Below are 23761 nucleotides of genomic sequence, written 5' to 3' on the forward strand. Positions count from 1 at the left end.
TTATATTACTGTGTATCAGATTTTGTTTTCTTTGCATTTTTTTTTCGTTTTCTAGCTTTTCTTTTTCTTTCAAGTTCCAGCTTCTTTTTCCTTGAGTTATATAAGTAAATCGTGAAAGCTATAGCAAGAATTACTAAAAGTACCACTCCTGCAATAATCCCGCCGATTGCCCAATAGTTTGGTTCTTTTTTAACTTCAATTGCTTCTTCTGTTAATTTCTTCGCTTCTTTGCTATTGATTTCAAAATCTTTTGAAAACTTCCACTCATTATCACTTGTATTGGCAACTAACTCTAAAGTATATTTTCCAGCCGTTAGCTCCTGATTATCCCAACTAATTGGAAAATCAAAGTTTGAGTTTGGTGCCATTGCCATACCTTCTTTGGTCGTTTGGTGGATAACCTCTGTTGAGCCTTTTTTGCTTACTTTTGCTACAACTCTTAAATCATTCACAAAAGTTGGCTGTGTGTTTTGTAAATTAGCAGTTACGGCCGTTCTATAGTTCAGTAAGCTTGGCTGAATCGTATTCAATTTTAATTCAGGAGCGACAGGATCATCTTTTTCGGTTAATTGAATACCAACGACCATCGCATATCTATTGGTGATTTGGACGCCGCCTTCTGATTTTTTATCCTCTTCATCTGATTCATCTTTATAGACGTAGAATCCGCCGACGATTTTACCAGCTAGTTCTTCTTCTGGCATTTGTAAGCTAAAAGAAACCTCTTTTTTCTCTTTAGGGGCTAACGTTACTTTTTGCTCTTTGGATAAAATTTTAGTGAGAGGGAATTTCAGTGTAGAGTCTATTACCTTATCTTTTTCACTAAAATCAACTACACCATTTTGGTTCGTTGTTGCCACATTTGGAATGATATTTAAGGTAATTTTTTTGTTCCCAGAATTTGAAACATTCAGAGTTAGCTCTTGTTTTTGACCTGGTTTCATTCGTAAATCAAAGTAGGTTTGGCTTTTATCTACTTGATTTTCTGGGATATTAGCACTAACTGAATATTCCATATCAGCCGCTGAAACGGATGTTCCTATAAAAAATAATGTAATTAAAAATAAACTATAAATCGTTGTTTTGACGTTACGCATCGTTTTTCCTCCTGTAGTAAATGAGCTTGGGCTAACCTAAAACTTTTGAGACACCCAACTTTTAAAACAGATGTTTTAACGTCTGTGGTGAATAAAAAAACAATTAGTTTATTTAAGTGTGATCAATAGTTAGAAAATAAGGTGGGGTGAACGCAGCTTACATCATAGATGTAAAGCAACTGTTTTCTTCCACCATCTTAGATAGAACCCTTCCTTATTTCCTTAGTATCAATCGATTTTTGCCTTGCTCTTACTCATTTTTATTTCCCAGGTGCGTCTTGAAGCTCCCAGTAAATTGTTGTTGTATAAGTTGTATTAGCTTTAGCTGTACCAGCTAAGATTGCTAATTGGATATTCTTATTTTTTGCATCTGCATCCGCTTTTGTCCATTTTTGCATCCAAGTACCTTCGCCAGATTTTGCATCTGCCATCAAGATTTTTTGGTTTGTAGCTGTTAAGGATACATCAAAACCATTTGGTGCAGTGATTACTTTCCCTGAACTTGCTGATACAACAGCACTATTATTTAATGATAATGTCGCACCTTTTAGTTCATCTTTGTCTGCACTTGTAAATGGATCAGCTTTGGCATAAAGTGTCCAACCAGCAGAAGTTCCTCGAACATCTGTTACCTGAGCATACGGATTTTCATTCATCGCATATTCCACTTGATCAGAACCGCTGATATTTACGTCACCAAATTTTATGTTTGGTACACGATCAATTGTTAATCGACCTTTGTTTCCTGTTCCTGGATTTTCAGTCTCTGGGTCAGTCGGATCTTCTCCTCCACCTGGCGGATGAGTTTCTTCCTCGCTTCCTGCCAACATTTGAATGTTGATTGATGAAGCTGCATCTGATGCTTTTTCTGCCTGCACATTTGTATTAAAGCTGCCAACAGCTAATACACCTAATACTAGTGATGAAAACAAAACTAGACTTTTTTTCATTTGTAACTCTCCCTTTTCTTAATAAATTATTTTACTGGTGCGTTCGCCAATGTCCAAGTTAAATCAGCTTTATATTTACCTACTTTTGCATAGCTAGGAATTGTCAAACGAACACCATCTGCTGCTGCAGTTTTGTCATCCATAAAGACGTTTGTATATCTACCTAACCCTTTATCTTTTGCTGCAGAAAATACATTTTGTGCTGTACCAGCAGTATCAAGCGTTACAGCACTTGTTTCTGGAGCATTTGCTAAATCTCCTGCTTTACTTGTTACTGTTCCTTTTGGAATTTCTAGTTTCCAGCCTTTTACGATAGTATCAGTATTCCCATCAATTGTTGATGAAAAGTTTGTCATCGCTACTTGGACATTCCAACCAGCACCCGTTCCACGGTTATCAGCAACTTCTATCCCTAATTTTTTATCAGTTGCAACTGTTGCAGTACCAACTTCACCAATTTTGATTTGTCCAAAGGCAAAATCAGAAACGGCATTGATAGTAAAGTCTCCTGTTCCTGTTCCTGGTCCAATTGGTTCTTCTGGCTCACCTGGATCGACTGCGCCAGATTTAGTTACTTCAACTTCTGCTTTAGTTGTTTTTTCTGTTGCTGTATCTGCTGCAAATGCGCTTTGTCCATTGACAAATAAAAGTCCTGCCAAAGCCACGCCAGCTAATAAATTAATTTTTTTCATTTTTGTTACTCCTTTTCCTTTATCTGATTATTTTGTTCCTGTTGGGGTATCAATCAATGTCCAAGTAATTGCTGCTTCATAATTACCAACAAGATTTCCTCCTGGAATTGTTAATTCAACGTCTCCTGCCCAATCATTGACCCAAGAACCTAAACCTGTATCTTTTGCTGCTGTGATAAGTTGTGTTTCAGCTGTTCCAATCACTGTTCCTTGTGCATTTGAGGCTGTTGGAGCAGCTTCTGTATCTCCACCTGCAGTTGTTATGAATGTTCCTACAGGAATCATTACTGTAGCACCTTTTAATATTTTTTTATCATCTGTTTTATCTTTAAAATCACTGATTTTTGCTTGAACATTCCAACCAGCACCTGTTCCACGTTTGTCTGTTACTTGAATTCCTAATGTTTCTCCAGCTGGAATTGCTGCGTTCGCTTTTGTTTCACCACCTGAAATAGTTGCTGAACCAAAGTTAAAGCTAGAAACAGCATCAATTGCTAATAGTCCTTTTTGACCTGTAGGTGGAGTAACTGGTTTATCTTTATCAACAGGAGGGTTTACCTCTGGATTTTCTGGATCTTCTGTTTTAAATTCAAATGTTGCTTTACTATCAAATGGTACTGTGCTTTCTGCATGAGCTGCTTGTGCACCCATTGCAAGTGATGTTAATACGATTGCGCTTGTTAAAATAATTGTTTTTTTCATTTAAGTTTCTCTCCTTTTATTTGTTTCCTGGTGTATCTGAAATTGTCCATGTTAATTCCGCTTGATACTCTCCAACTAATACATCTTGAGGAATCGTTAATTCAATTTTATCTTTTCCAAATTGATTTATCCATGCACCAGCACCAGTTCCTTCTTGTGCTTCAAAAACAGTTTGTGCTTTCTCGTTTACTTCCGTAATTTCTCTTGTTGATGGTGCTGTAGAAGCAGTTGTTCCACTTGCTTTGGCTGTTCCCAATGGTAAGTGTAAAGACGCACCCTTCATAATAACTTTCGCATCTGCTTTTTGTTTAAATTCTGTCATAGATACCTGAACGGTCCAACCTTTAGCTGTTCCACGGATATCTCTAATTTGAAGACTTGGATCTTCATTTTTTGCAGCTACTACTTTTTCTTTACCAGTTAATGAAACTTCTCCAAAATCTAGTGGAGAAACATATGTGATCGCTAGAAGTCCAGTATTTCCAGTTTCTCCTGTACCGCCGCCTTCTTCACCGGGCTCCTTTTCATCACCAGGTACTTCAGGTTCGCCAGGTGTATTGTCGTCTCCTACTTTTAAGCTCACTGAACCAAATGATGTTGCATCTTTCTTCCCTTCGTCGTCTCCAGATGTACCATCTACTGCAAATGAGACACTTGGTGCTGCAATACTACCTAATAGTACTGTTGTTAATAACATTGATTTCCATAATTTCATTTTTCTTCCCCCTAGTTAAATACTTTGATGCACTGATGACAATAAGTATTCCAATTATTAAGTAGCCACTCGCTATCAACATAATCATTTTTACTTCACCAGTGTTTGGCAACCTTTTTCCTTGACCAAGACCTAAGTCACCTAAGATTTTTCCCTGATTTTTGGAATCATCATTGCTTTTTGGTGGCGTATTGTCATGGACAAATGTTATGCTTGCTTGACTACTTGCTTGATTGCCGACATTTTGTTCTTCTGCATTACCAGTCTTCGGACTAACACTCAAACAAATAAATACAAGCAATAATACAAGTAATCTATTTTTCCCCATAGAACTCCTCCTATATTTAATCACTCGTATTAAAATAATCCTTTAATACTTTTTAAATAATACCTATACTTTAAATCTATTGAAATAGAATGTAAGCGGTTTTTTATTCATATTATGTTTTTTCAAGAAAAATAATCGATAAATACTTCTTTTTATTGGAAAAATATCTTATCATGTATTAGTATTGTATGATTAAAATTTATATATATATATTAAGGAGATCTAAAATATGACATTACGTTCAAAAGTGTATATAATAGAAGACAATTACGAGTATCGAAAAAAAATTCTTCAATCATTAAGTGATTATCAGTCTAATTTCGTTGATTTCGATATTTCTTCTATGGATAATCACTTACTTTTTCTAAATTATTTACAAACATTATCAATATCAGATACTGATATTTTTATTTTTGATATCGATCTAAAAACTACTTTTACAGGAATTGATCTTGCTAAAGAAGTCAGAAAAAAAAATGATAACTGTTCAATTATTTTTTTAACTAGTTTAGAAGACAAAGCTATTTCTATCATTAATAGTGATATATTCCCAATTGGCTATATTGTGAAAGACTGTTTCTCAGCAAAGAATCTGAATAGCTCAATGCATAAGTTATTAACGAAAATAGAACATCATCTAAAAGAATTCTGGACAGACAATCCTGATATCGTTACGTTAAAAAGTGGTGCTGAAAATATCTATATCAATTGCAAATCTATCCTTTTTATAGAATCTATCAAAGGGGTTAGGGGTCAAATTCTGATCAAAACAGTTTCGGAAGACATCATCCTCACAGGTAATATTGGTAAAATAAAAAAACTTTTACCTCAGCCATATTTAATGACTTCTCTACTATCTTATATCATCAATCTATCTGCGATTACATCATTAGATAGAGCAAGTGGCATAATCACTTTTTCAAATGGTCAACAATTACATGTGGGTATTTCAATTATTGATAAAATAAAAAAAGTTTTATAGGGGTCTGACTACATTGGATAAAACTATTGTTACTTCAATACTAGCTGTTAATTATTTTCAACTTATTTGGTTTGTTACATATAAAAAGCTTCTGACTAAACAAGAAAGCTTTGTTTTAACATTTTTAGTTTTATGCCAATTTATTTTAGGGTTCCTTCTTAGTAACGCCTATGTCGCTTATTTTCAATTGCCGTTCCTTTTTTTACAGTTTATTTTTGCTGCTAAACGATTAAATAATTGGTTCACACCGGCCTTATTAATCAGCTTTGAACTTTCTTTGGTCGTTCTTGCTTGGATTCCAACTCTAGATACTTGGGATATCTTGCATTATAATCAGCAAATTTCTTCTGCAACTTACTTTAACTATTTCTATTTTTTCATTTTTTTACAGCAGCTTTTACTCTTCTTGATTCTTATGCTAATGAATTATTTGTGGAAACGATTCTTTCCTAAAAATACTCCTGCATTCCTTCCAAAAAAATATAAACTGTTGTCTCTCATTCTTTTGCTATTTTTGTTTTTAGCTGTATCAATTAAACAAATCAATGTTCTAAGTGGAGATACTTTTTCTCTCATGTACAGTCTATTTATTATCGTTGGGTATACTATTTTGATCACTTGGAATCTGATGATTGTGTTTAAGGCTAATAATGAAAGACAATATATCTCACTCTTGTCTGAAACCTATAATCGTGAAAAAAATAAAATTAGTCTTTCTAATGAATTTCGACAAGATTATAAAATGTTTCTACAAAGTTTAACAACTTATTTAGAAGCTGGTGATCAAAAAAAAGCGATTGAGTTATTACATAGTATCATTCAATATTCAGATTCGTTGCTTACTCCGAATTTGTTTCGAAAAATTTCTATGATAAATAATCTACCTATCCAAGCGCTATTGACTAGTTTTTTTAATAAATGCCTTGCTGCTGATATTCAATTGAATTTGCATATAACTGAGAGTTTGACCAATGTGGATATGAATATCGTCGATTTTATTCGATGTTTTTCTATTCTATTAGATAATGCCTATGAAGCAACAGAACAAACCGCTGCACCTTCTATTGAAATATCCATAACTGGCACAATGGATACAATAACAATTGAAGTAGATAACACCTACAATAATAATACTCAAATTTCCTTCTCTTCTTTTTTACAAAATAATTTTTCAACAAAAGAAGGTCATCAAGGAAAAGGGTTGTACATTTTTATTTCTATATTAAAAAAATACAAACAAAGTAGTCATAACTTTACAAGTAAGAATGACCACTTTATTGCTAAATTTACGGTTCAAAAAAAGAGAGCATGAAACAAAAGTAAAAATACTTTTTCACAAAAAGAACCGAATAAATACTTTTGTTCTACCATCGCTAGTCTACAGTTGAAAAGGAGATTTTTATGGAAAAATATATGTTATTCAGCATGTTAATTTTGAATTTTTTACAATTCATTTTCCTTTTAAAAACTAAACAATTTATCTCTCGGCGGCAAATGATTGTTTTAGTCCTTTTACTGATTTGTCAGTTTCCTCTCTATTTAATGTTTCACGAATCATACTTATTATTGGCTCTTTACTCTCTCTTACAGCCTATTTTTATTCTCCGTAATTTAAAAAGTTGGTTGGCAATGGTTCTTTTTCTTTATTTAGAGAATTCATTGGTTCTTTTTTCTTGGCTGTTTACCAATGATCTATTGACATTCTTACTTAGATTAGGAAAAATTTCAGATTCTCTTTACCAACAATTATTGCCCATTTCATTGATTGGGCAACAATTGTTACTTCTCCTATTAATATTGATTGCAGAAAAAATGGATCAAAAATTCAACATATTCCATGCTATTCTACAACTCCAAAAAAGTTATAAAATGCCGGCCATTTTATTGACGATTCTTTTTTTTGCTCTAGAAATTTTTAAACGTGTTGCTGTTTACCTTGGTTCTTATATTGATTTTTACTATATTTCATTTCTATTAGCAACATTAAGTATTATTTTGTGCTCCATCGCTTATTTCTATAGCCACTACTACCAGCAGCAAGTAAAGAAAAATGTCTTGTATCAACAATATAATAAAGAGATGGAAAAAATCACGATGGCAGATGAATTCAGACATGATTATCAGAATATCATGCTAAGTTTGATGGGATATATCGAAAAAGGGGATCTGGATAAAGCTTTGACCTTCATTTCTTCTGTTGAAGATTACTCTCAAAATTTACTAGAATTTGATGAATATGATCAAGTTAACCATTTAACCATACCGGCTGTTCAAGGGTTATTGATTCATTTTATTGAAGCTTGTGAAGAAAAAAATATTCAACTCAAGATTTCGATTCCTCAAATGATTCAAGAATCTGATATTTCGATTCAATTGATCGATTTTATCCGATGTTTGTCAGTTGTTCTTGACTACTCAGTTGATGTCCACGATAATCATGATGAAGAAGCCTTCTTTTTATCTCTGAAAAAAGAAGATAGTCAGCTTTATTTTGAGTTGAGAAATACTGAGGAACAACAATTAGCAACAATACAAAATACAAATTATTCTATTCATGATAAAAAACAGCTAAAAAAATATGGGCTGTATACTATAGAAAGTATCCTTAAACAGTATAAAAAGACGTCTTTTTCTTTTTACACGTATCAACAAAAGTTTTTAATTGAGATTCAGTTATGATAAATCGAGTAGTTCTGTGTAAAAAGACCTTATGTAATGATGACTATTGTCATTTTTTGATTTTAAAATCTAAGAATAACCAATCAGTGAACACAATTCATTCACTGATTGGTTATTCTTTATCATTTGCAGCAATTCATAATAGTCCCCCTATGCGTCAATCAAACACATGCAAATACCCATTCACACTAAACTCACTTTTCATTTCATCACTAAAATAACGTTTTAATAGCCTTCTCAATTCTTACCTACTGGATCTAATATTTCTAACTAGCAATTTAAATCAAGAAAAGTACTTATTCTATAGTATACTAGTAGATGAAATAAAAAGGAGGTTGATTTAATGGATTACAAAATGACAAAAGACACGGTATTTCCATTAGTTGAAGTGGATTTAACAACTGGTGAAAGTATCCAATTAGAAAGTGGTGCCATGGTTTATCACAATGGGGAAATCTCTCTTGAAGGTAAAATGAACAGCAACGGAAAGTCTGGTTTAGGCGGTGCCATTCGTGCTTTAGGACGTTCAATGTCTAGCGGTGAGAGTTTCTTTATTACAAAAGCATCTGGCTTAACAGATACAGCAAAAATTGCATTAGCACCCGCAACGCCTGGAGCAATCAAGGAATTGCAAGTTGGTACTGAACACTGGCGTTTAAACACAGGCGCATTTTTAGCATGTGATGCCACTGTTTCTTATAATATGAAACGTCAAAAACTTAGCGGAGCCATTTTTGGTGGAACTGGCGGATTGTTTGTAATGGAAACTACTGGTTCAGGATCCTTATTAATCAATAGTTATGGCGATATCGTTGAAATTCAATTAGATGGGACTAAGCCATTTGTGGTAGATAATCAACATGTTGTCGCTTGGTCCGAATCTTTAGATTATAATATAAAAATAGCCTCAGGAATGTTTGGTTTCACAACAGGTGAGGGAGTAGTCAATGAATTTCACGGCCGTGGAACGATTATGATTCAAACACGAAATCTCGAAGGTTTAGCTGGTTTAATCAGCCCTTTTGTTAGCTCCGGTTCATAAAAAAAGTCGTATGAAAATCTCCAACAAGATTTTCATACGACTTCTTTTTATCTATTTTTAGAAATCAGCAAAACCAGCTTCTTTTTCCTGTGAGAATAAATAATGTTTTCCTTCAATAATTTGGTCGAAAAACATCGCTTCTGTCACACTATAGTATGGAATAACATAAACACTAGCTAAACCAAAACTAAAGGATACAGCAAATTGCCAAAAAATAAATGAATACGAGAAAATTAAATACTCTAGCTTATACCCCTTCATCAATTCTTGACTCAGTGCCATGGCTTCTTTAGCCGTTAATTCTGGATCTTTTTTCAATAAATAATTGGTCATACCATAAGACAACTGCTTAATCACACCTGGAATAATGAACAACAACGACCATAGGAAAGTATAAAGTGTCACTAAAATATTGGCCACTACCGTCCGTCTACCATTTACTAAGACAAACTCTGTAAAGACTGACTTCAGATTAAACTCACGTCTCTCTACATTATCAACTGCTGCCCACTGAATCATTCCTCGATATAAAATCATCGCAAGTATTGCGACTAAACCAAATAAAAAGGCAAAGAAACTGCTGATACTCGACTTAATTGTCGTGGTTTGCTGGTAAGTAACACCACGAGTTGTATTTTTTAATGAAACGATTGATGAAGTATTTGATAGAGAATGCAGATTTTTTCCGTTATTTCCAACTTCATCTTCATAATCATAAGAATCATCTTGATAAGCACCATCATCGTAACCATCTGAATAACCATCTTCATACCCTTTTTGATACTCATTTGTATAGCGATCGGACTTTTTGGTGTAATCGTCTTGCCAAGATTTATAATCATTGGAAGAATCTACAACTCCTGTAGATGATTGAAAAAATACGATGGTAAAAAATAAATAGATAAACAATGCTACGCATGGTAAAATCGCAATCCAACTCCAATTTCCATAATGCCCATGCAAATGTGCTTGCGCCTTTTTCTTTAATTCACTTCGACTCATACTCTTCTCCTTTTAGCTTCACTATAGCAACACTTAAGCTGCCACTATGTATTTTTCATTTCTTTCTTAATTATACCTTTTTATAGATTAATATAGCCACTCAATTCTTTTTATAATTAGTAAAATTAATGAGAAATAGAGCGAATCATATATAGATTCTACAACTTCAGATCTCTGATTAACAACCTATAACCTAGAACCAAAAACACTTTCCTGAATTTTTACTAAATATACATAATAGTAGCACAAATGGAATAGCTTAGAACGCCATACAATACTTAAAGAGCAGGTAAATTGATTTCCTACCGAGAAACAGTTACAACTTTTTCCTTATATTTTATATAAGGATTTTCTATCATTAATATACAAATAACATCAAATAGATATTATTTGTATTCTAAAGAAATATTTATTGACTATTTTGTAATATAATGTTATCTTTTTAAGATAATTATCATTAAATTTAAAGAAAGATTAAAGGTGAATTATGAAAAAGAGTTCGAAATTTATTGTAGGGTTACTTTTACTAAGTATGCTGTCACCAATTAGTGCAGCTGCTAACGAAAATGTTGTTGTTATTGGGGAAGATAATCAAGTTGAAAGTCAACCGGTTCGTACCAACAGAAGTATTGTACAGGAACAACCAGATGAACCATTTGAAGCCAAAACAACGGCTGAAAGAGAGCAATTACCGCAAAAAGAGCAAGAAATCATTAATCGAATGGAACAATATCTAAAGGAAAATTCTAATCCTAACGCACGTAATTTTGGACCTGTGTTAAACAAGTTGATTGCTTCATTAGCTTTTGATGCGACAGTGAGAAGAGAGAATACGATTTTTAGTATCGCTGATCTATTAGGAATTACAGGAACAAGTGAGACAAGCTCTTGGTTTGAAAACGTTGCGGGTAAAAGTGAGCGCTATATTACAGTATTTGATGAACCCACTCAAACAAATCTGAAACTCCATTCTTATTATGTAGATAACCAATCGGATAAAACAGCTGTTGTCCACCACGGTTATCGTTCTAATTCAATGAATATCATGGAGGAAGCTCAATTTCTTTACGAATTAGGATACAATGTAATTATTCCAGATGCACGCTCTCACGGGAAAAGTGAAGGAACATATATTGCATTTGGCGCTTATGAAAGAAATGATATCAATGCGTGGATTAATCAAGAATTAGAAGTAAAACCGAATCAAAAAATTGTATTATTAGGGGTTTCGATGGGAGCTGCAACAGTTATGATGTCTCAAGAAACACCCCATCCTAATGTAGAAGCAGTCATTGAAGATTGCGGTTATTATTCTATCGAACAGCAAGCACGAGACGTCATGCGCCTAATTACCTCTAAGCTACAGTATATTCCTTTAGTTAATAAGGTAGATTGGTATAATTGCGAAAATGAGTTGATTGATTCACTGAATAATCAATTTGTAAAACCTATTTTGAAGGTTGATTTATTTTCAATTGCACCACTGAATTCGGTTTCCAAATCTAATGTGCCAAAACTATTCATTCACGGATCAGCAGATTGGTTTATCCCACCAGTTGCTAAGGACAAATTATATACTGCATCACTAGGTTATAAAGATCAACTAACCGTACCAAACGCTGGCCATGCAGTAAATTTAAAAGTCGGCGGCAATTTATATAAAGATAAAGTCAGCTCATTTTTGAAAACAGTCAACCAAATGAAGTCACTCCGTCCTCAACTTGCCGAAGATAAAAATTTACTCTTCAATACTGAATTCAAACGGAACACTGCTCAAACAAGCTTTGACGGTTGGAAATTAAGCAATAATGGGAGTAAATTTAATAGTATTACTGCCTCTAACCCATACGAGTTTGTATTGAAAAAAAGCGGTGGAGAAATTCTTTCAGCGCTATCGACTGATCGTAATGGCTTAAAGTTCTATAAAAAACGGACAGGATCAGCAGCTTATGCAGCACAAGAAGTTAGCTTAACCAAAAATCAACCTTATGAGTTGAGCTTTGACGCTTATAATCCTAATCCAAAAGAATACAGTGAACAAGTTATTAAATATGGCTTCGGGAATTCACTGAAGCAAGAAAAACAAATCGCTAAAAATAAAGTTAATAAAAAAATCGCCTTTACTCCTCAAACCACTGGACCTCAAAATATTATTTTAGGTTCAGAAATGACCTACTCTAGCTTATTTGGGCGTAAAGATACTGTTATGTATTTATCGAATGTAAAATTAATCAACACTGATAGAACAGCACCAGAACCAGTAAAAATAACTCAAGTCAGTGTCACGCCAAGTGAAACTTTCTTGACTGGTCAAGGAGAACCTGAAACACTCATTCAAGTTGTTTCTACAACTAATGAAGTGATTTTAGAAGTTACTACAGATAGTAACGGCTATTTTAATTTAGCAGTTCCTAAACAACAAACGGGTACCCTTTTACACATGGTCAATAAAGATCTTAAAGGAAATACCAGTGCTTCGATTGTTTTAGTTTCTAATTAAAAAAGAATTGTTTCTGATTTATTTAAATAAGCTAGCGAAAGAAAACTATTAGTAGTCGTTTTCTCTCGCTAGCTCTATTTTAACAGTAAGTTGGTTTAATACATTGCTATTCTAAACCAAGATCGTGCTTTAAATCTTTTATGGCAGATTCCAAAAGGATACTTAATCCTAATAAATAATCAATTCTCTCTTTAGATGCTTCAATTTCTTCCCTCAATGCATCATTAATTTCAGCTTGTTTCTCTAAGGCTTTTTGACATAATAATTCCTTTGCTCTATCAAGTCTCTTCTTTTTATGCTTCATTGAAATCGACACTGCACCTATTCCCAACACAATAGCTGGTGTTGCTAGAACTGCAATTCCAGCAACCATTCCTCCAGATAATATCCCCCCAGCGGCAGCTAAGCCACTTGTTATTCCAGCCGCACTTACCCCAACGACAGATCCTCCAAACCAAAGACCCGCAAATCCAATTCCCGTACCAATTCCAATTCCAATAGCACCAGAAATCACTTCTGTCAGTGGTGAATCTTTTAGTTTTCTTGACGTATCCTCTAAAGCTAGAGCAGCATCTTCAATCACATCCTGTACCATTTTCAATGAGTCAAAACTTTGGAATTTCATCTCTTTTTTAGTTCTCCTAAAATTACTCACATAATACCCTCCTTTTAGATTACTAGCAATTAGAATTAGAGTTAGACACCTTCACCAAACGCGTAATGTGCTTTAAAACTAATAGGTTCTAAGCTTATACGATCTTCATTCTTATCCGTAAATGGAGACGGAATACAAACTAATTTAGGATTCTCACTTCTAGCGTCAAAAACTAGATAGATCCAGAAATTTGCCAATTCTCTTGCTTTTTCAAGTTCATTCTTACTTATATACAAACTACCTTCACTATTAAACGATTGAACGGTTGATTTTACTTCAATATATCGTTTGCTCCCATCATTATCAAAAGATAAGATATCATAACCCAATTTATGATCTTTCAGAGATTTGCGCTCCACCTGTTGTTGTAAATTTTTATTTGATTTTAGTCTATCCTTCTCATATTTTAAAACAATTTCTTCTCCACGATTCCCAGTTATAGTATTTTGACGATTTTTTTCTAAAAAATCAACATCACCATTGTTTCTATTATTGTTTGAGCGCTCTCTTTCACCACTACTAGTAAGTAAATTTTTATCTAATAGTTCCACTTGAACAGTCTCTATTTCGCACATTTCATTTTGATTGTATTCACTTTGATAATCATCTTTGTCACTATCATTTGTAGGACTTCCAAAAAAAGAATACAAAAACTTACTATATTTATAAATACTCCACTGTTCCGTGATAACATTCTTTTTTTTCTCTAGTAGAATGAAATGTTGTTTTTCTAAAACACTATTAAATTTTGCCGAATTACTACCTAATTGTGTTAGAAAAAAATCTAAATGTCTGTTCGAAAATATATTCAAATACCTTTCAGGATAATACGTTGACAAAATCTTCCCTCTAACAGTCGGAGGGAGTAGGCATTTCTCGATAAAGTTACTATCATAATTTCCACCAGCTTCAATAAGATGGGAAATTTCCTCTAAGACTTTTTCATACACTTCTTCTTGAGTTACTCCATATTTTTTTGCCCACTTATATGTATTATCGTCTTTACTCCAATAGATACCAAATTTATCAGAATACCCTGCACCAATATATCCAGTTCCACTTAAAGTAATTTCTAATTTATAACAGAAAGAATCAGATCTATTATAACCAATCACATACTTATCTAAAGGTATATTTTTGATGCTTTCTAGTGGAAAATCGGTAATAAATGCTTCTCTCAATTGGTCTTGTTTTACATATTCAGCTTCACTATAATATTTTTCATTAAATATATTCATTTCCTTAAACAACTCATCTAGTATGCTCATTACTTATCCACTCACTCTCATAGTAATTTTTACCCCTTGACGAAAAAGACATTTCTTTATCACTATCAAAACAACGTTTGTCTATGCATATTATCTTGAATAAACTAAATATTGTTCATCGTTTAAGAAATTATCATAAACAAAATCTACTGGATACAGTGTATTATCCGCTAGACAGATTTCTGTAATTTTAGGTCCTATTTCAGGAATGATTTTTTCCGCATTCTCACTGTCTATAAAAACTGCATAACTAAATTCGTTGTTATGTCTCATTAAGCCTAAATAAATAGCTTTAATAGACACTTCTTGTCTAGCATAACTTGACAAGAAATCGATTAATACAACTGGTTTTTCCGCCGGCAACCCAATTTGAATTTCAGTATTTTTCTTAATAGCATGTTTTGAAGTAAATACGGATCGATTTAACTGAATACTATCTGAATTGGGATTTAACCATAGAAAATCAAGATCGGAATTTTCTTCAAAAATCTTCCCTAAGTACTCAAAGCTAACTGTCATAAATCTATCTTCTTTGCGATACGAAGGCACATGTTGGGATACATCCGTATAAGCAGATAGAAACCTTTTCCCCTCTTGTGTAGCGCCTATACTGAAACATTTATTTGAATCTATATCAATAATAATCTCCGAAGAAATTTTGACCCAATCAATTACTTTTTGAACGCCATCATTGTTCCTCTGAAAATTAAAAAAGTTAGTCGGTTTATTTTTCTTTTCTTTTTTAAAAAACTTAAAAATATCCATTAATCGTTCTCCTATTAAACATCAGTATCTAATGCTTTTGCTCTAACTATTATCCTTACAGCTTAAAAGAATTCGTCATTCATCATAAAAACTGAATCACTGCTCGAAATGATCATTCTTTACTATTGCTTCGTCAAGTCGAATGTTACTAAAAAATTCATCTGCATATTCACTCAATAAATCATCTGACCCAACGTATGGAGTAGTAACAATTTCAAGATGATTTTCTTTTACATATTGCGTGTACTCGGTCTCTGATGAGTTATCATTTGAAATCCCTTCCCGCTCACCGTAGTAAGTAAGCATAACATTACTGTCACTGTAAATGATTGAAGATAGTAAACGGCGTGTTTGATCATTGAACCTAATAAAGGAAATGTCTGATTGATTAACATTACGATCATTCGTCATGTAAGTACTTCTAGAAAAATTGGAAGAACCGACCATATAAAAAATTGTCTCACCATTACACTTAATAAGGACTTCTTTGGAATGGTCAGGGTCATTCGTCCCACAAAAACAAGAACTACTTCTAAGATAGCTTTTAAGAGCTTCACAGGTGAAAGAACTACTGAACCTTGGATAATGATTATGTAATAAAATCGTTGTCTTTGATAAATCAACAGCCGCGAATACTTTATCTATTAAATCATACGCTGTATTAACTTTTGTAGACCAACATCCTCCCCGAATATTAATTTCAAAAGAATCATTTATATTATGATTGATAAGACTCTTTAAAATAGTATTTAGGTACCCTGCTAAAAAGTCATTACCTAATTTAGATTTTCTCAAATATTGAATTAAAAATGAACTTTTAGACATCCTTATCCGCTCCATCTTGTTGAGGTCATTTTGTTCCATACTCTTTCAATTAAAATATACAGATACTAAAAAATAGTTAACTAATTATAACAATTTAAAGTAATCCATTCAACGACAAACAATCAGCTGCTCCTCTAAAAAAAGAGAAACAACTGATTATTATTCTAACTTATTTAATCCTACCTACTGATAGCTCTCAAATCAACGTTTTTTTCACTCGAATTTCTGGTTTAAGCTTATATCGATTGACATAATGTTTTTCCAAACGACTTTGCCCCCAGCCAATCGCCACACAAAGGAGCCAGTAAATGATTGCCACTAAAATATACATGGACATATAATCAAAGGTTCTTCCGCCAACGATTTTCGCTTTTTGAAAAATATCAGGAATTGTAATCATGGCAGCTAGCGACGTGCCTTTCAACAAATCCATTGCAACATTACCTAAAGCTGGAATAGAAATTCGGAAAGCTTGAGGCAAAATAATTTTCCCCATCACTTTTCCATAGGGCAAGCCTAATGCGTACGCTGCATCCCACTGTCCTGCCTCCACTCCAGCAATCGATCCTCGGTATATTTCTGCGATAAAAGCACTGCTGGTTAAACTAAAACAAATACAAGCCGCAGTTAGAGCACTTAACTGATACGGCAAACCAAAATACAAAAGAAACAACAATACAAGACCTGGAACACCTCGTAAAAAGGAAATATAAAAACGAACAACTCCTTTGATCACTTTTGAAGGCAACATACCTAATACTGTCAAAAGAATTCCTAACACATTTCCTATAACAAAGGTGACCAATGTGATGCCCAGTGTATAAGGCAATCCTGTCAGAAGAAAAGGAACGGACTCGACCATTAGATGAAAATCAATCGCTGGAATATACATCTACTCTACTGAAACACTTTCTTCTATTTTTTCTTTTGGTTCAACTGAGACATCTGTATTAAAATACTTCTCAGATATTTTTTTAAGTGTTCCATCTGTTTGCATTTCTTTTAGGGTTTCATCAATTTTTTTACTTAATGCAACACTATTTTTTTTCATTAAAAATCCAGTAAAGTTTGCATTAAAATAGACACCTTCTAAAATCTTCACTGGGATATCAGGTAATGCGCCCACTGACATTTTTTGCAAATAATAGTCATTTAAAATCACATCTGTACGACCATTTGCTACATCCGTCAAATATTGATCGTTCGTCGCATTGTCATAGGTAACCAATTTTGCTCCATATTTTTCTGCTATTTTCATATAGTTGGTATTGGGTTCTCCAGCTGCTTTTTTGCCTTTTAAATCCTTAAGAGAGGCAATCCCAGAATCATCACTTTTACGGACAATCATACTGTCAAACGAATACTTGATTGGCGAAGACAAGATGAATTTTTTCTTTCTTTCCCCCGTTAGATTAAAATCATTTGCGGCTAAATCAGCCTCGCCTTTATCCACAGAAGTGATTTGTCCATCTACATTATATTCTTTAAATGCAACCTTAAGATCTAGACGTTTGGCAACTTCCTTGATAACATCCACATCATAACCCGTTAATTCATTTTTGTCATTGTAATAAGACGACGGGAACAATGTTCCTGATGTAGCAACCGTTAACTGCTTCGCCTCTTCTACTTTTTTCCAGCTATCATCTTTTCCTGTTGCCTTGTCTTTTGTTCCACCACACGCAGCTAAAACTAACATCAATACAACAATACTGAAACTAACAAATATCTTCTTCATTTGAACCTCCTATGATTCACGATAATATTTTGGTAATAAGAATTTCTGCTCTTGTTCAAATAGCTTGCCAACTTGGAAAAGTAAATCTTCTCTGCCTTTAGAGGCCATAAATTGAATGCCTAGAGGTAACCCTGATTCTGCTACATGAGTTGGCAAACTAATCGCTGGCTGTCCTGTTAAGTTGGCAAGTTGAGTAAATGGTGTAATCGTCAAACTTTTTTCAAACATATCATAGACCAAGTCTTGTAATTCTGGAAGGGATAAGGATTCTGCTTGATCTAAGTCTTTGCGAATTTGCTCACTTTGCAACTCTGCATCAACTTTAGGCGCAATATCTGCAGTAGTTGGTGTTAAAAATAAATCGTAACGCTCAAATAATTGCTCCATCTTATACGCTGCTTGATCCCATAATTGAAGAGCCCTTACATAATCACTTGCAAGTAATTGTCGGCCATATTGATAAATGCCCCAAGTCATTAATTCCATATCCTCTTTAGTAAGCGGTCTCTTAATCCCTTGTTGAATTCCTTCAAACATTGCGACTGTCTCCGCTCCGTTCATCAGATAATAACTGTCAATCAACTGACGTCCGTTCACTGGATAAGGGATTTCTGTTACTTCATGCCCTTGCTGTTCTAAGAAAGCCGTTGCGTTTTGAATGGCTTTTACAGCTTCTTGGGAAACGGGTGTCCCAACTGGTGACTCCGTTAAAAAGGCAATTTTCAACACTTTTTTTTCTGCGGCTTTTTGATGAGACCACTCAGCTTTTGGCGCTTGATAGGGTGCTGCTTTTTCGGTTCCACGTAAATGATAAAACAGTGTTTCCGTGTCTCTCATAGAAACCGTTAAGGCAAAATCGATCGAAGCTCCTTGCCAACCTCGCCAACCATCAGGACCCACTGGCATACTCCCACGTGTTGGTTTTAGACCAATCAACCCACTAAAGGACGCTGGAATCCGAATGGAACCACCGCCATCACTTGCTCCAGCCATTGGAAATAATCCACTTGCAACAGCTGCTGCAGCGCCGCCACTAGAACCGCCAGGCGAGTAGGCAAGATTCCACGGATTTCTGGCAGATCCATAAATCGTCGGATCAGAAATATTTTTAAACCCAAACTCAGGGGCATTCGTTTTCCCTAGAGGAATGAAGCCTAATCCTTCTAAACCTTTAACAAAATTAGTTGTCGTTGTTGCACGGTTTTCAACAAATAAACGAGAACCTGACGAAGACTTCATACCTGTTTTGTCTTGGCCTAACATCTTTAAAGGAATAGGTAAGCCAAAAAAAGGACCTTTACCTGCTCCTTTGGATTCATATTGTCTTTTTGCTGCTACAGCATCCCAGTCAACAAATGCATTTAACTCAGGGTTTAACTGCTTTACTTGTTTCTCTCGGTCGTCGATCCATTCTGTAACACTTAGCTTTTTCTCCCGAAATTGTGTCGCGTAATACAAACCGTCTTTCATAATCTTCCCTCCTTAGATTCCGACGGTTTTATTATACAGGTTTTTGGCGAATTTATAGGGTTATTTTGCTTGGGTTTGTTTTTTCGTGGTATCCAAAAATAAAAACAGCGAATATCTAATATCGCTTGATTTTGCTAACTTTAATATATATCTTGTGGATTCTTACTTTAAAGGTTACGGATATATCTTCCCTTTGACCCATTAATCATTTATACCTAATACCTCTTGTAATCCTTCACACGCCATAATACCATACCTTAGATAGATTAATTCTAATAACATCTTTATTTGCTTTTTCGTGTAAAAACGTACATTCCATGCAACTATAGTTCCATCCTCAAAAAGAAACTGGATTTCTTGTGATTTATAACTCCCTTTTAATCCATGGATTGTGGGTTCTATTCTTGTTGAACCTATGTCTTTTGGCAAACCGAATTTAACTAACTTTTCCAAATCTAAACAATCAATTTTTCTATCAAAATATTTAGTATTTTTTCTCACATAATAGCGACTTATTATAAGCTTATCTTTCTTCAGAACATAATAAGTATTCATGAATCGCCATGGAATGAACAGGCCAAAAAGAAGATAGATTGGGTTTTGTGGTCTGATTTTTCGCATGTTCTTTCCCTTTCGACAAATTATCTCTAGTCTATTTTCTTCGCTATTCCTTTGGAGCATTTTGAATGGCTAATTCATCTATCTTTTCTTTGTGTAATTGAATCAACTCTTTAAGCTCTTTAATGGTTATACCATTTTTGTCTGTATCAGAATCAATTTCAACCTGATTTTCCCCAACAAACATTTTTCCTTTTGAAATCGTCCCATCGGAAGCCACTAGAACTCTATCGGAATCATTATTCATTTCTAAAAGATTGATAATCTCATCGGCATTTGGGCCGTTAAATATTTTGAAAATCTTTTCGGCATCAGCATTTTTTAAGTCAACTGAAAAGGAATCTCTGGTTCTTTCGTTGTTTTTTTTCTGAGCTATCTTCATTTTTTCTTTGTCTATTACTTGATTCTTATGTTTCGTTTCCTCGCTATTTTGAGAGTGTTCTTTGGTTTTATTATAGATAGTAACCGTTGCAAAACTAGCTAGTAAAAGTAGTAAAAAACTGACTAGATAGACTTTCTTTTTCATATTAAAACATCCCTTCTTCGTAAAAATCAATGAAAACGAGCCTCAACATCAACCTGTTTTATGATTTCAATACTTACGATCCATATAATTATAACTACATGGATCTGTTAAAAAAATATATACTGTCCATTTATAAAGAGAGGTATACGCTAATATACCTCTTCTATGTAGAATCGCTTCATTCGGTAGCAAAGTTATCTCATTTTATAGAAATAGCTGAACTGGCTAAAGTTGACGGTTATTTCGTTTTGTCATTTTTTAATAATTGCATAACTAGTTTGATTAAATCAGATGTATCAACCAGGAAACGGGAACAAGTTATTGTTCCCGTTTAGATATATTTATTTAAGTTCTTTGGTTATTTGACTACCATCTATAATCGTTAAAGTATACACTCCATTCGTTATAGCTATATTGGAATATGAAATTTTCAATTTTTCATTCATCTTTACTCTTTTGAAAACATCATCCCGAATATCTTTAAAAGGAATAAAAATGTAAATTTCACTTCCTTCTGGAATGTCTAAATTATCAGATGTTTGTGTGGAACTTATCTCTGTTAATGTATTTACTACTAGTGATTCTTCTCTAATCGCTTTTATACTTCCAAGTAAATGACTTATATGTGCAAAGCTTTCTCCACTATTCATACTTAAATCATTTTCCTCCTTACTCATAGAACAACCCATAAAAATAAATAATAGGATTGAAAACGTGGTAACTATCATTAATTTTTTCATCATCGACCCTTTTCCCACTTAAATAGTGCTGATTCCCGACCATATAATACCATACGTATCAAGGAAATTTCCTGGATTATAGTTAACATATTTTGCGGCTGCATACCATCCATTAGCTACCAATAATGTGCTAACTCAAATATTATTAAAAACACCTTTAATTCACATCGAAAACCATGATAAATCTAATCTAAAACCAATGATACCATGGAACAATCCTAAAGTAAATTTTTCCCAACAAAAAAATATATTGTATACCTTTCTTTTATGGTTAATTTTTAGAATGATTTCCGGTAAATTACAGTTAGATTGCCCACACTTCCTGCTTGTTCTGGCTTTGGATTTTTTGGCACCCTTACATCTGTAATGATATAGGCTTATTCACCTGTTTCTTTTTCATTCATATTTCCATTTTTTATATTGGTCTTCTCGCTTTCAAAGATTATTTAATTTCTAACAATGAGCATATCTTACTCTTTGAACTTTTAAAATGAACAATTTTACTTTTATAGGGTGGTCATTAGAGGATGAAAATAGGATTTTGAAAAAACTTTTTTTGTTATTTTTCCTTATATATAAGGGAATGATTTTTTGTGTTATTTAATGGAGGTAGTAAGAAAAATTGTATTGCGTGTTCGTATTCTTTTCGTATATACTTAAGAAGTAGAATAGAGCGATGGACAATTCTCTCCCTTCGGTCACCAATTATTGCCCATCATCAGCTTTGTAAGTAACTGCCATGATTTGCAATAAAAAAACAGTTCATATTGACATGAACTGTTTAAATCAGAATATAAGAATAAATTGGCACTTCAAAAGTCCGGCAGCAACCAGACATTTGAAGCCTTGTAAAGACAGCGAACACTGCCCAAACAAGTTGCCAATAGTGCTAGCAACATGTACTAGCTTCTTTCATTGTACCTAAAATCTGCCTGTTTTTCTATAGGTTTCTTAGATTCTCTTTAGGTTACGCTGAATAAGTGGTAGATGATTCTTTGGGACTATTGTGAACGATATTGGGTAATGTTACCTGATATCGTTTTTTTCTATTCTACAAATCTAACAAAAGGAGGTTCAAGATCAAAGTAAACACTCAATTCTAGATATAAAACAAGGATGCAATGTTCACTTCGTTCACCTTGTACTTTGTAGCAGCTGCTCTGGCATCATCAGTCGCAGTGATACGAAACAAAAAAAGGCACTTCACCATCTGACAGCAATCAGGTGATGAAGCCTTGCATAGACAGCGAACACTATCTATACAAGTTGCCAATTGCTAGCACAAAAGCACTAGCACTTTTTATTGTACCTAATTTTACGGGAATTTTCTAGTCTGTCTGGAAATTTTTGGTTGGGATTTTGTATTTTATGGAGGGTTTGAGCTTTTCTAGATGATTGATGACGGTATTGGTGGTTAGATAAAACTCCGATAGCCTTTTTTGTTTTACTTTGAGAAAAAGTGATGTAAACATCACGAGGCTTAGAAAAATCATACACAAGTCGTTTGTATCACTGGTTAAATTGTTGCCTGAGTCAATGTGTAGATATATTAGTTAAGTGTATGAGGCGTTGGATACTGTTTTCAGCGCTTCATATTAAAAGGGGGAAATAGGTTATGAAAAAAGAAGATCAGAGTTTAAAGGTGATTCCTTATCAGGATATTATGGATTTACAGCATACGTTGGATCGGTTGCACTCTTTGGAGGAGCCTCTTGCTGTGTTGGATCATTTTTTTCAGTTTCGGAAAGGGGCGGTTAATAAGAAGCAGGTTGTGAAGGAGTATTATGCTTGTGGGTATTTGTTTCATGATTTTATGGTGAATTTATGAATGGGAATGATTTTTTTAATTTTTGAGATTAAGAAATATTGATAAAATTTAATTCACTAGAATGGTACTTAATAACACAAAATTACACTTGGGAACAGCGTAAGTTGGGAAACATTGTACAAATCACGATGGGGCAATCTCCCAACTCTGAGAACTATACTGAAAAAAAAAGTGATCATATACTGGTACAAGGAAATGCTGATATGAAAAACAATAGAGTTGTTCCGCGTGTTTGGACTACACAAATTACTAAACAGGCAGATAAGGGCGATTTAATTTTGAGTGTTAGAGCACCTGTTGGAGATATTGGAAAGACTGATTATGATGTTGTTCTTGGTCGAGGAGTAGCATCGATTAAAGGTAATGAATTCATCTTTCAAACTTTAGGAAGAATGAAAGAAAATCGTTTTTGGACTAAATTAAGTACAGGTTCGACTTTTGAAAGTATTAATTCTTCTGATATTAAGAATGCGCTAATTTCTCTACCGAATGAAGAAGAACAAAGAAAAATCGGTGCCTTTTTCAAACAACTCGATGGTACTATCGCTCTTCATCAACGTAAGTTAGATGCTTTGAAGCGGTTGAAAAAAGGTCTTTTACAACAACTGTTCCCTGAAAATGGGGAGACGGTGCCTAAGG

Annotated in this window: 24 protein-coding genes; 7 read left to right on the forward strand and 17 right to left on the reverse strand. The window is 33.9% G+C overall.

Features of this window, described 5'->3' with window-relative positions:
• Positions 1-5: 5 nt before the first annotated feature.
• The 6 genes from BCR23_RS07950 to BCR23_RS07975 form a co-directional block, all read right to left on the reverse strand.
• Positions 6-1097 carry a WxLIP family cell surface protein gene (locus BCR23_RS07950; protein ID WP_069634953.1) on the reverse strand — a complete coding sequence of 364 codons (1092 nt, stop codon included), beginning with the start codon at positions 1095-1097 and terminating at the stop codon, positions 6-8.
• A 260-nt stretch (positions 1098-1357) separates the two neighbouring features.
• The gene (locus BCR23_RS07955; protein ID WP_069634954.1) at positions 1358-2047 is read right to left on the reverse strand and encodes a WxL domain-containing protein; all 690 of its coding nucleotides are present in this window, start codon (positions 2045-2047) and stop codon (positions 1358-1360) included.
• A gap of 26 nt (positions 2048-2073) precedes the next feature.
• A complete protein-coding gene (locus tag BCR23_RS07960; RefSeq protein WP_069634955.1) occupies positions 2074-2739 on the reverse strand; it encodes a WxL domain-containing protein in 666 nt (221 codons plus the stop codon).
• 27 nt (positions 2740-2766) lie between these two features.
• Entirely contained in the window at positions 2767-3441 is a 675-nt protein-coding gene (locus BCR23_RS07965) for a WxL domain-containing protein (RefSeq protein ID WP_069634956.1), read from the reverse strand.
• A gap of 16 nt (positions 3442-3457) precedes the next feature.
• Positions 3458-4156 (reverse strand): WxL domain-containing protein, encoded by a 699-nt coding sequence (locus BCR23_RS07970; RefSeq protein ID WP_069634957.1) that lies wholly within the window; start codon positions 4154-4156, stop codon positions 3458-3460.
• Positions 4110-4484 carry an LPXTG cell wall anchor domain-containing protein gene (locus BCR23_RS07975; protein ID WP_069634958.1) on the reverse strand — a complete coding sequence of 125 codons (375 nt, stop codon included), beginning with the start codon at positions 4482-4484 and terminating at the stop codon, positions 4110-4112. Before BCR23_RS07975 ends, BCR23_RS07970 begins: the two co-directional genes overlap by 47 nt.
• Positions 4485-4713: 229 nt before the next feature.
• Between BCR23_RS07975 and BCR23_RS07980 the strand changes: the two genes are divergently transcribed.
• The 4 genes from BCR23_RS07980 to BCR23_RS07995 all read left to right on the forward strand — a co-directional run bounded on the left by BCR23_RS07980 (position 4714) and on the right by BCR23_RS07995 (position 9187).
• Entirely contained in the window at positions 4714-5466 is a 753-nt protein-coding gene (locus tag BCR23_RS07980) for a LytR/AlgR family response regulator transcription factor (RefSeq protein ID WP_069634959.1), read from the forward strand.
• A 13-nt stretch (positions 5467-5479) separates the two neighbouring features.
• A complete protein-coding gene (locus BCR23_RS07985; protein ID WP_069634960.1) occupies positions 5480-6778 on the forward strand; it encodes a sensor histidine kinase in 1299 nt (432 codons plus the stop codon).
• 89 nt (positions 6779-6867) lie between these two features.
• Positions 6868-8145 carry a GHKL domain-containing protein gene (locus BCR23_RS07990; protein ID WP_069634961.1) on the forward strand — a complete coding sequence of 426 codons (1278 nt, stop codon included), beginning with the start codon at positions 6868-6870 and terminating at the stop codon, positions 8143-8145.
• Between the two features lie 343 nt (positions 8146-8488).
• Positions 8489-9187 carry a TIGR00266 family protein gene (locus BCR23_RS07995; RefSeq protein WP_069634962.1) on the forward strand — a complete coding sequence of 233 codons (699 nt, stop codon included), beginning with the start codon at positions 8489-8491 and terminating at the stop codon, positions 9185-9187.
• A 57-nt stretch (positions 9188-9244) separates the two neighbouring features.
• Here the strand turns inward: BCR23_RS07995 and BCR23_RS08000 are convergent, their stop codons facing one another.
• Entirely contained in the window at positions 9245-10189 is a 945-nt protein-coding gene (locus BCR23_RS08000; protein WP_069634963.1) for a DUF975 family protein, read from the reverse strand.
• Positions 10190-10676: 487 nt separating this feature from the next.
• Between BCR23_RS08000 and BCR23_RS08005 the strand changes: the two genes are divergently transcribed.
• Complete coding sequence (locus BCR23_RS08005; protein WP_069634964.1) at positions 10677-12689, forward strand: alpha/beta hydrolase; 2013 nt, start codon at positions 10677-10679, stop codon at positions 12687-12689.
• Positions 12690-12795: 106 nt separating this feature from the next.
• Here the strand turns inward: BCR23_RS08005 and BCR23_RS08010 are convergent, their stop codons facing one another.
• The 10 genes from BCR23_RS08010 to BCR23_RS08055 all read right to left on the reverse strand — a co-directional run bounded on the left by BCR23_RS08010 (position 12796) and on the right by BCR23_RS08055 (position 21297).
• Positions 12796-13344: a hypothetical protein gene (locus BCR23_RS08010; protein WP_141706714.1), complete on the reverse strand. Its 549-nt coding sequence runs from the start codon at positions 13342-13344 to the stop codon at positions 12796-12798.
• Positions 13345-13385: 41 nt separating this feature from the next.
• Positions 13386-14612 (reverse strand): protein NO VEIN domain-containing protein, encoded by a 1227-nt coding sequence (locus tag BCR23_RS08015; RefSeq protein WP_069634965.1) that lies wholly within the window; start codon positions 14610-14612, stop codon positions 13386-13388.
• A gap of 90 nt (positions 14613-14702) precedes the next feature.
• Positions 14703-15377 carry an enhanced serine sensitivity protein SseB C-terminal domain-containing protein gene (locus BCR23_RS08020; protein WP_069634966.1) on the reverse strand — a complete coding sequence of 225 codons (675 nt, stop codon included), beginning with the start codon at positions 15375-15377 and terminating at the stop codon, positions 14703-14705.
• A 96-nt stretch (positions 15378-15473) separates the two neighbouring features.
• Positions 15474-16202: a hypothetical protein gene (locus BCR23_RS08025; protein WP_069634967.1), complete on the reverse strand. Its 729-nt coding sequence runs from the start codon at positions 16200-16202 to the stop codon at positions 15474-15476.
• Between the two features lie 196 nt (positions 16203-16398).
• Positions 16399-17094 (reverse strand): amino acid ABC transporter permease, encoded by a 696-nt coding sequence (locus BCR23_RS08030; protein WP_069634968.1) that lies wholly within the window; start codon positions 17092-17094, stop codon positions 16399-16401.
• On the reverse strand, positions 17095-17940 hold the full coding sequence (locus BCR23_RS08035) for a transporter substrate-binding domain-containing protein (RefSeq protein WP_069634969.1): 846 nt from the start codon (positions 17938-17940) through the stop codon (positions 17095-17097). It abuts the gene before it with no gap.
• Between the two features lie 9 nt (positions 17941-17949).
• Positions 17950-19410: an amidase gene (locus tag BCR23_RS08040; protein WP_069634970.1), complete on the reverse strand. Its 1461-nt coding sequence runs from the start codon at positions 19408-19410 to the stop codon at positions 17950-17952.
• A 201-nt stretch (positions 19411-19611) separates the two neighbouring features.
• On the reverse strand, positions 19612-20031 hold the full coding sequence (locus tag BCR23_RS08045) for a hypothetical protein (RefSeq protein WP_069634971.1): 420 nt from the start codon (positions 20029-20031) through the stop codon (positions 19612-19614).
• Between the two features lie 43 nt (positions 20032-20074).
• A complete protein-coding gene (locus BCR23_RS08050; protein ID WP_069634972.1) occupies positions 20075-20554 on the reverse strand; it encodes a hypothetical protein in 480 nt (159 codons plus the stop codon).
• Between the two features lie 341 nt (positions 20555-20895).
• Positions 20896-21297 (reverse strand): hypothetical protein, encoded by a 402-nt coding sequence (locus BCR23_RS08055; protein WP_069634973.1) that lies wholly within the window; start codon positions 21295-21297, stop codon positions 20896-20898.
• 1612 nt (positions 21298-22909) lie between these two features.
• Between BCR23_RS08055 and BCR23_RS08060 the strand changes: the two genes are divergently transcribed.
• Together BCR23_RS08060 and BCR23_RS08065 are read left to right on the forward strand one after the other, a co-directional pair.
• Positions 22910-23122 carry a hypothetical protein gene (locus BCR23_RS08060; RefSeq protein ID WP_240482535.1) on the forward strand — a complete coding sequence of 71 codons (213 nt, stop codon included), beginning with the start codon at positions 22910-22912 and terminating at the stop codon, positions 23120-23122.
• A 104-nt stretch (positions 23123-23226) separates the two neighbouring features.
• On the forward strand, positions 23227-23761 hold a 535-nt coding region (locus BCR23_RS08065; RefSeq protein WP_240482536.1), incomplete at its 3' end, for a restriction endonuclease subunit S.

It is taken from the genome of Enterococcus quebecensis (assembly GCF_001730365.1).
Taxonomy (GTDB): Bacteria; Bacillota; Bacilli; order Lactobacillales; family Enterococcaceae; genus Enterococcus_L; species Enterococcus_L quebecensis.

Bases quoted from the DNA above. Each gene is read 5' to 3' on its own strand.
- BCR23_RS07950 (WP_069634953.1), bottom strand. From the start codon at position 1,097: ATGCGTAACGTCAAAACAACGATTTATAGTTTATTTTTAATTACATTA.
- BCR23_RS07955 (WP_069634954.1), bottom strand. From the start codon at position 2,047: ATGAAAAAAAGTCTAGTTTTGTTTTCATCACTAGTATTAGGTGTATTA.
- BCR23_RS07960 (WP_069634955.1), bottom strand. From the start codon at position 2,739: ATGAAAAAAATTAATTTATTAGCTGGCGTGGCTTTGGCAGGACTTTTA.
- BCR23_RS07965 (WP_069634956.1), bottom strand. From the start codon at position 3,441: ATGAAAAAAACAATTATTTTAACAAGCGCAATCGTATTAACATCACTT.
- BCR23_RS07970 (WP_069634957.1), bottom strand. From the start codon at position 4,156: ATGAAATTATGGAAATCAATGTTATTAACAACAGTACTATTAGGTAGT.
- BCR23_RS07975 (WP_069634958.1), bottom strand. From the start codon at position 4,484: ATGGGGAAAAATAGATTACTTGTATTATTGCTTGTATTTATTTGTTTG.
- BCR23_RS07980 (WP_069634959.1), top strand. From the start codon at position 4,714: ATGACATTACGTTCAAAAGTGTATATAATAGAAGACAATTACGAGTAT.
- BCR23_RS07990 (WP_069634961.1), top strand. From the start codon at position 6,868: ATGGAAAAATATATGTTATTCAGCATGTTAATTTTGAATTTTTTACAA.
- BCR23_RS07995 (WP_069634962.1), top strand. From the start codon at position 8,489: ATGGATTACAAAATGACAAAAGACACGGTATTTCCATTAGTTGAAGTG.
- BCR23_RS08000 (WP_069634963.1), bottom strand. From the start codon at position 10,189: ATGAGTCGAAGTGAATTAAAGAAAAAGGCGCAAGCACATTTGCATGGG.
- BCR23_RS08005 (WP_069634964.1), top strand. From the start codon at position 10,677: ATGAAAAAGAGTTCGAAATTTATTGTAGGGTTACTTTTACTAAGTATG.
- BCR23_RS08015 (WP_069634965.1), bottom strand. From the start codon at position 14,612: ATGAGCATACTAGATGAGTTGTTTAAGGAAATGAATATATTTAATGAA.
- BCR23_RS08020 (WP_069634966.1), bottom strand. From the start codon at position 15,377: ATGGATATTTTTAAGTTTTTTAAAAAAGAAAAGAAAAATAAACCGACT.
- BCR23_RS08025 (WP_069634967.1), bottom strand. From the start codon at position 16,202: ATGTCTAAAAGTTCATTTTTAATTCAATATTTGAGAAAATCTAAATTA.
- BCR23_RS08030 (WP_069634968.1), bottom strand. From the start codon at position 17,094: ATGTATATTCCAGCGATTGATTTTCATCTAATGGTCGAGTCCGTTCCT.
- BCR23_RS08035 (WP_069634969.1), bottom strand. From the start codon at position 17,940: ATGAAGAAGATATTTGTTAGTTTCAGTATTGTTGTATTGATGTTAGTT.
- BCR23_RS08040 (WP_069634970.1), bottom strand. From the start codon at position 19,410: ATGAAAGACGGTTTGTATTACGCGACACAATTTCGGGAGAAAAAGCTA.
- BCR23_RS08045 (WP_069634971.1), bottom strand. From the start codon at position 20,031: ATGCGAAAAATCAGACCACAAAACCCAATCTATCTTCTTTTTGGCCTG.
- BCR23_RS08050 (WP_069634972.1), bottom strand. From the start codon at position 20,554: ATGAAAAAGAAAGTCTATCTAGTCAGTTTTTTACTACTTTTACTAGCT.
- BCR23_RS08055 (WP_069634973.1), bottom strand. From the start codon at position 21,297: ATGATGAAAAAATTAATGATAGTTACCACGTTTTCAATCCTATTATTT.
- BCR23_RS08060 (WP_240482535.1), top strand. From the start codon at position 22,910: ATGAAAAAAGAAGATCAGAGTTTAAAGGTGATTCCTTATCAGGATATT.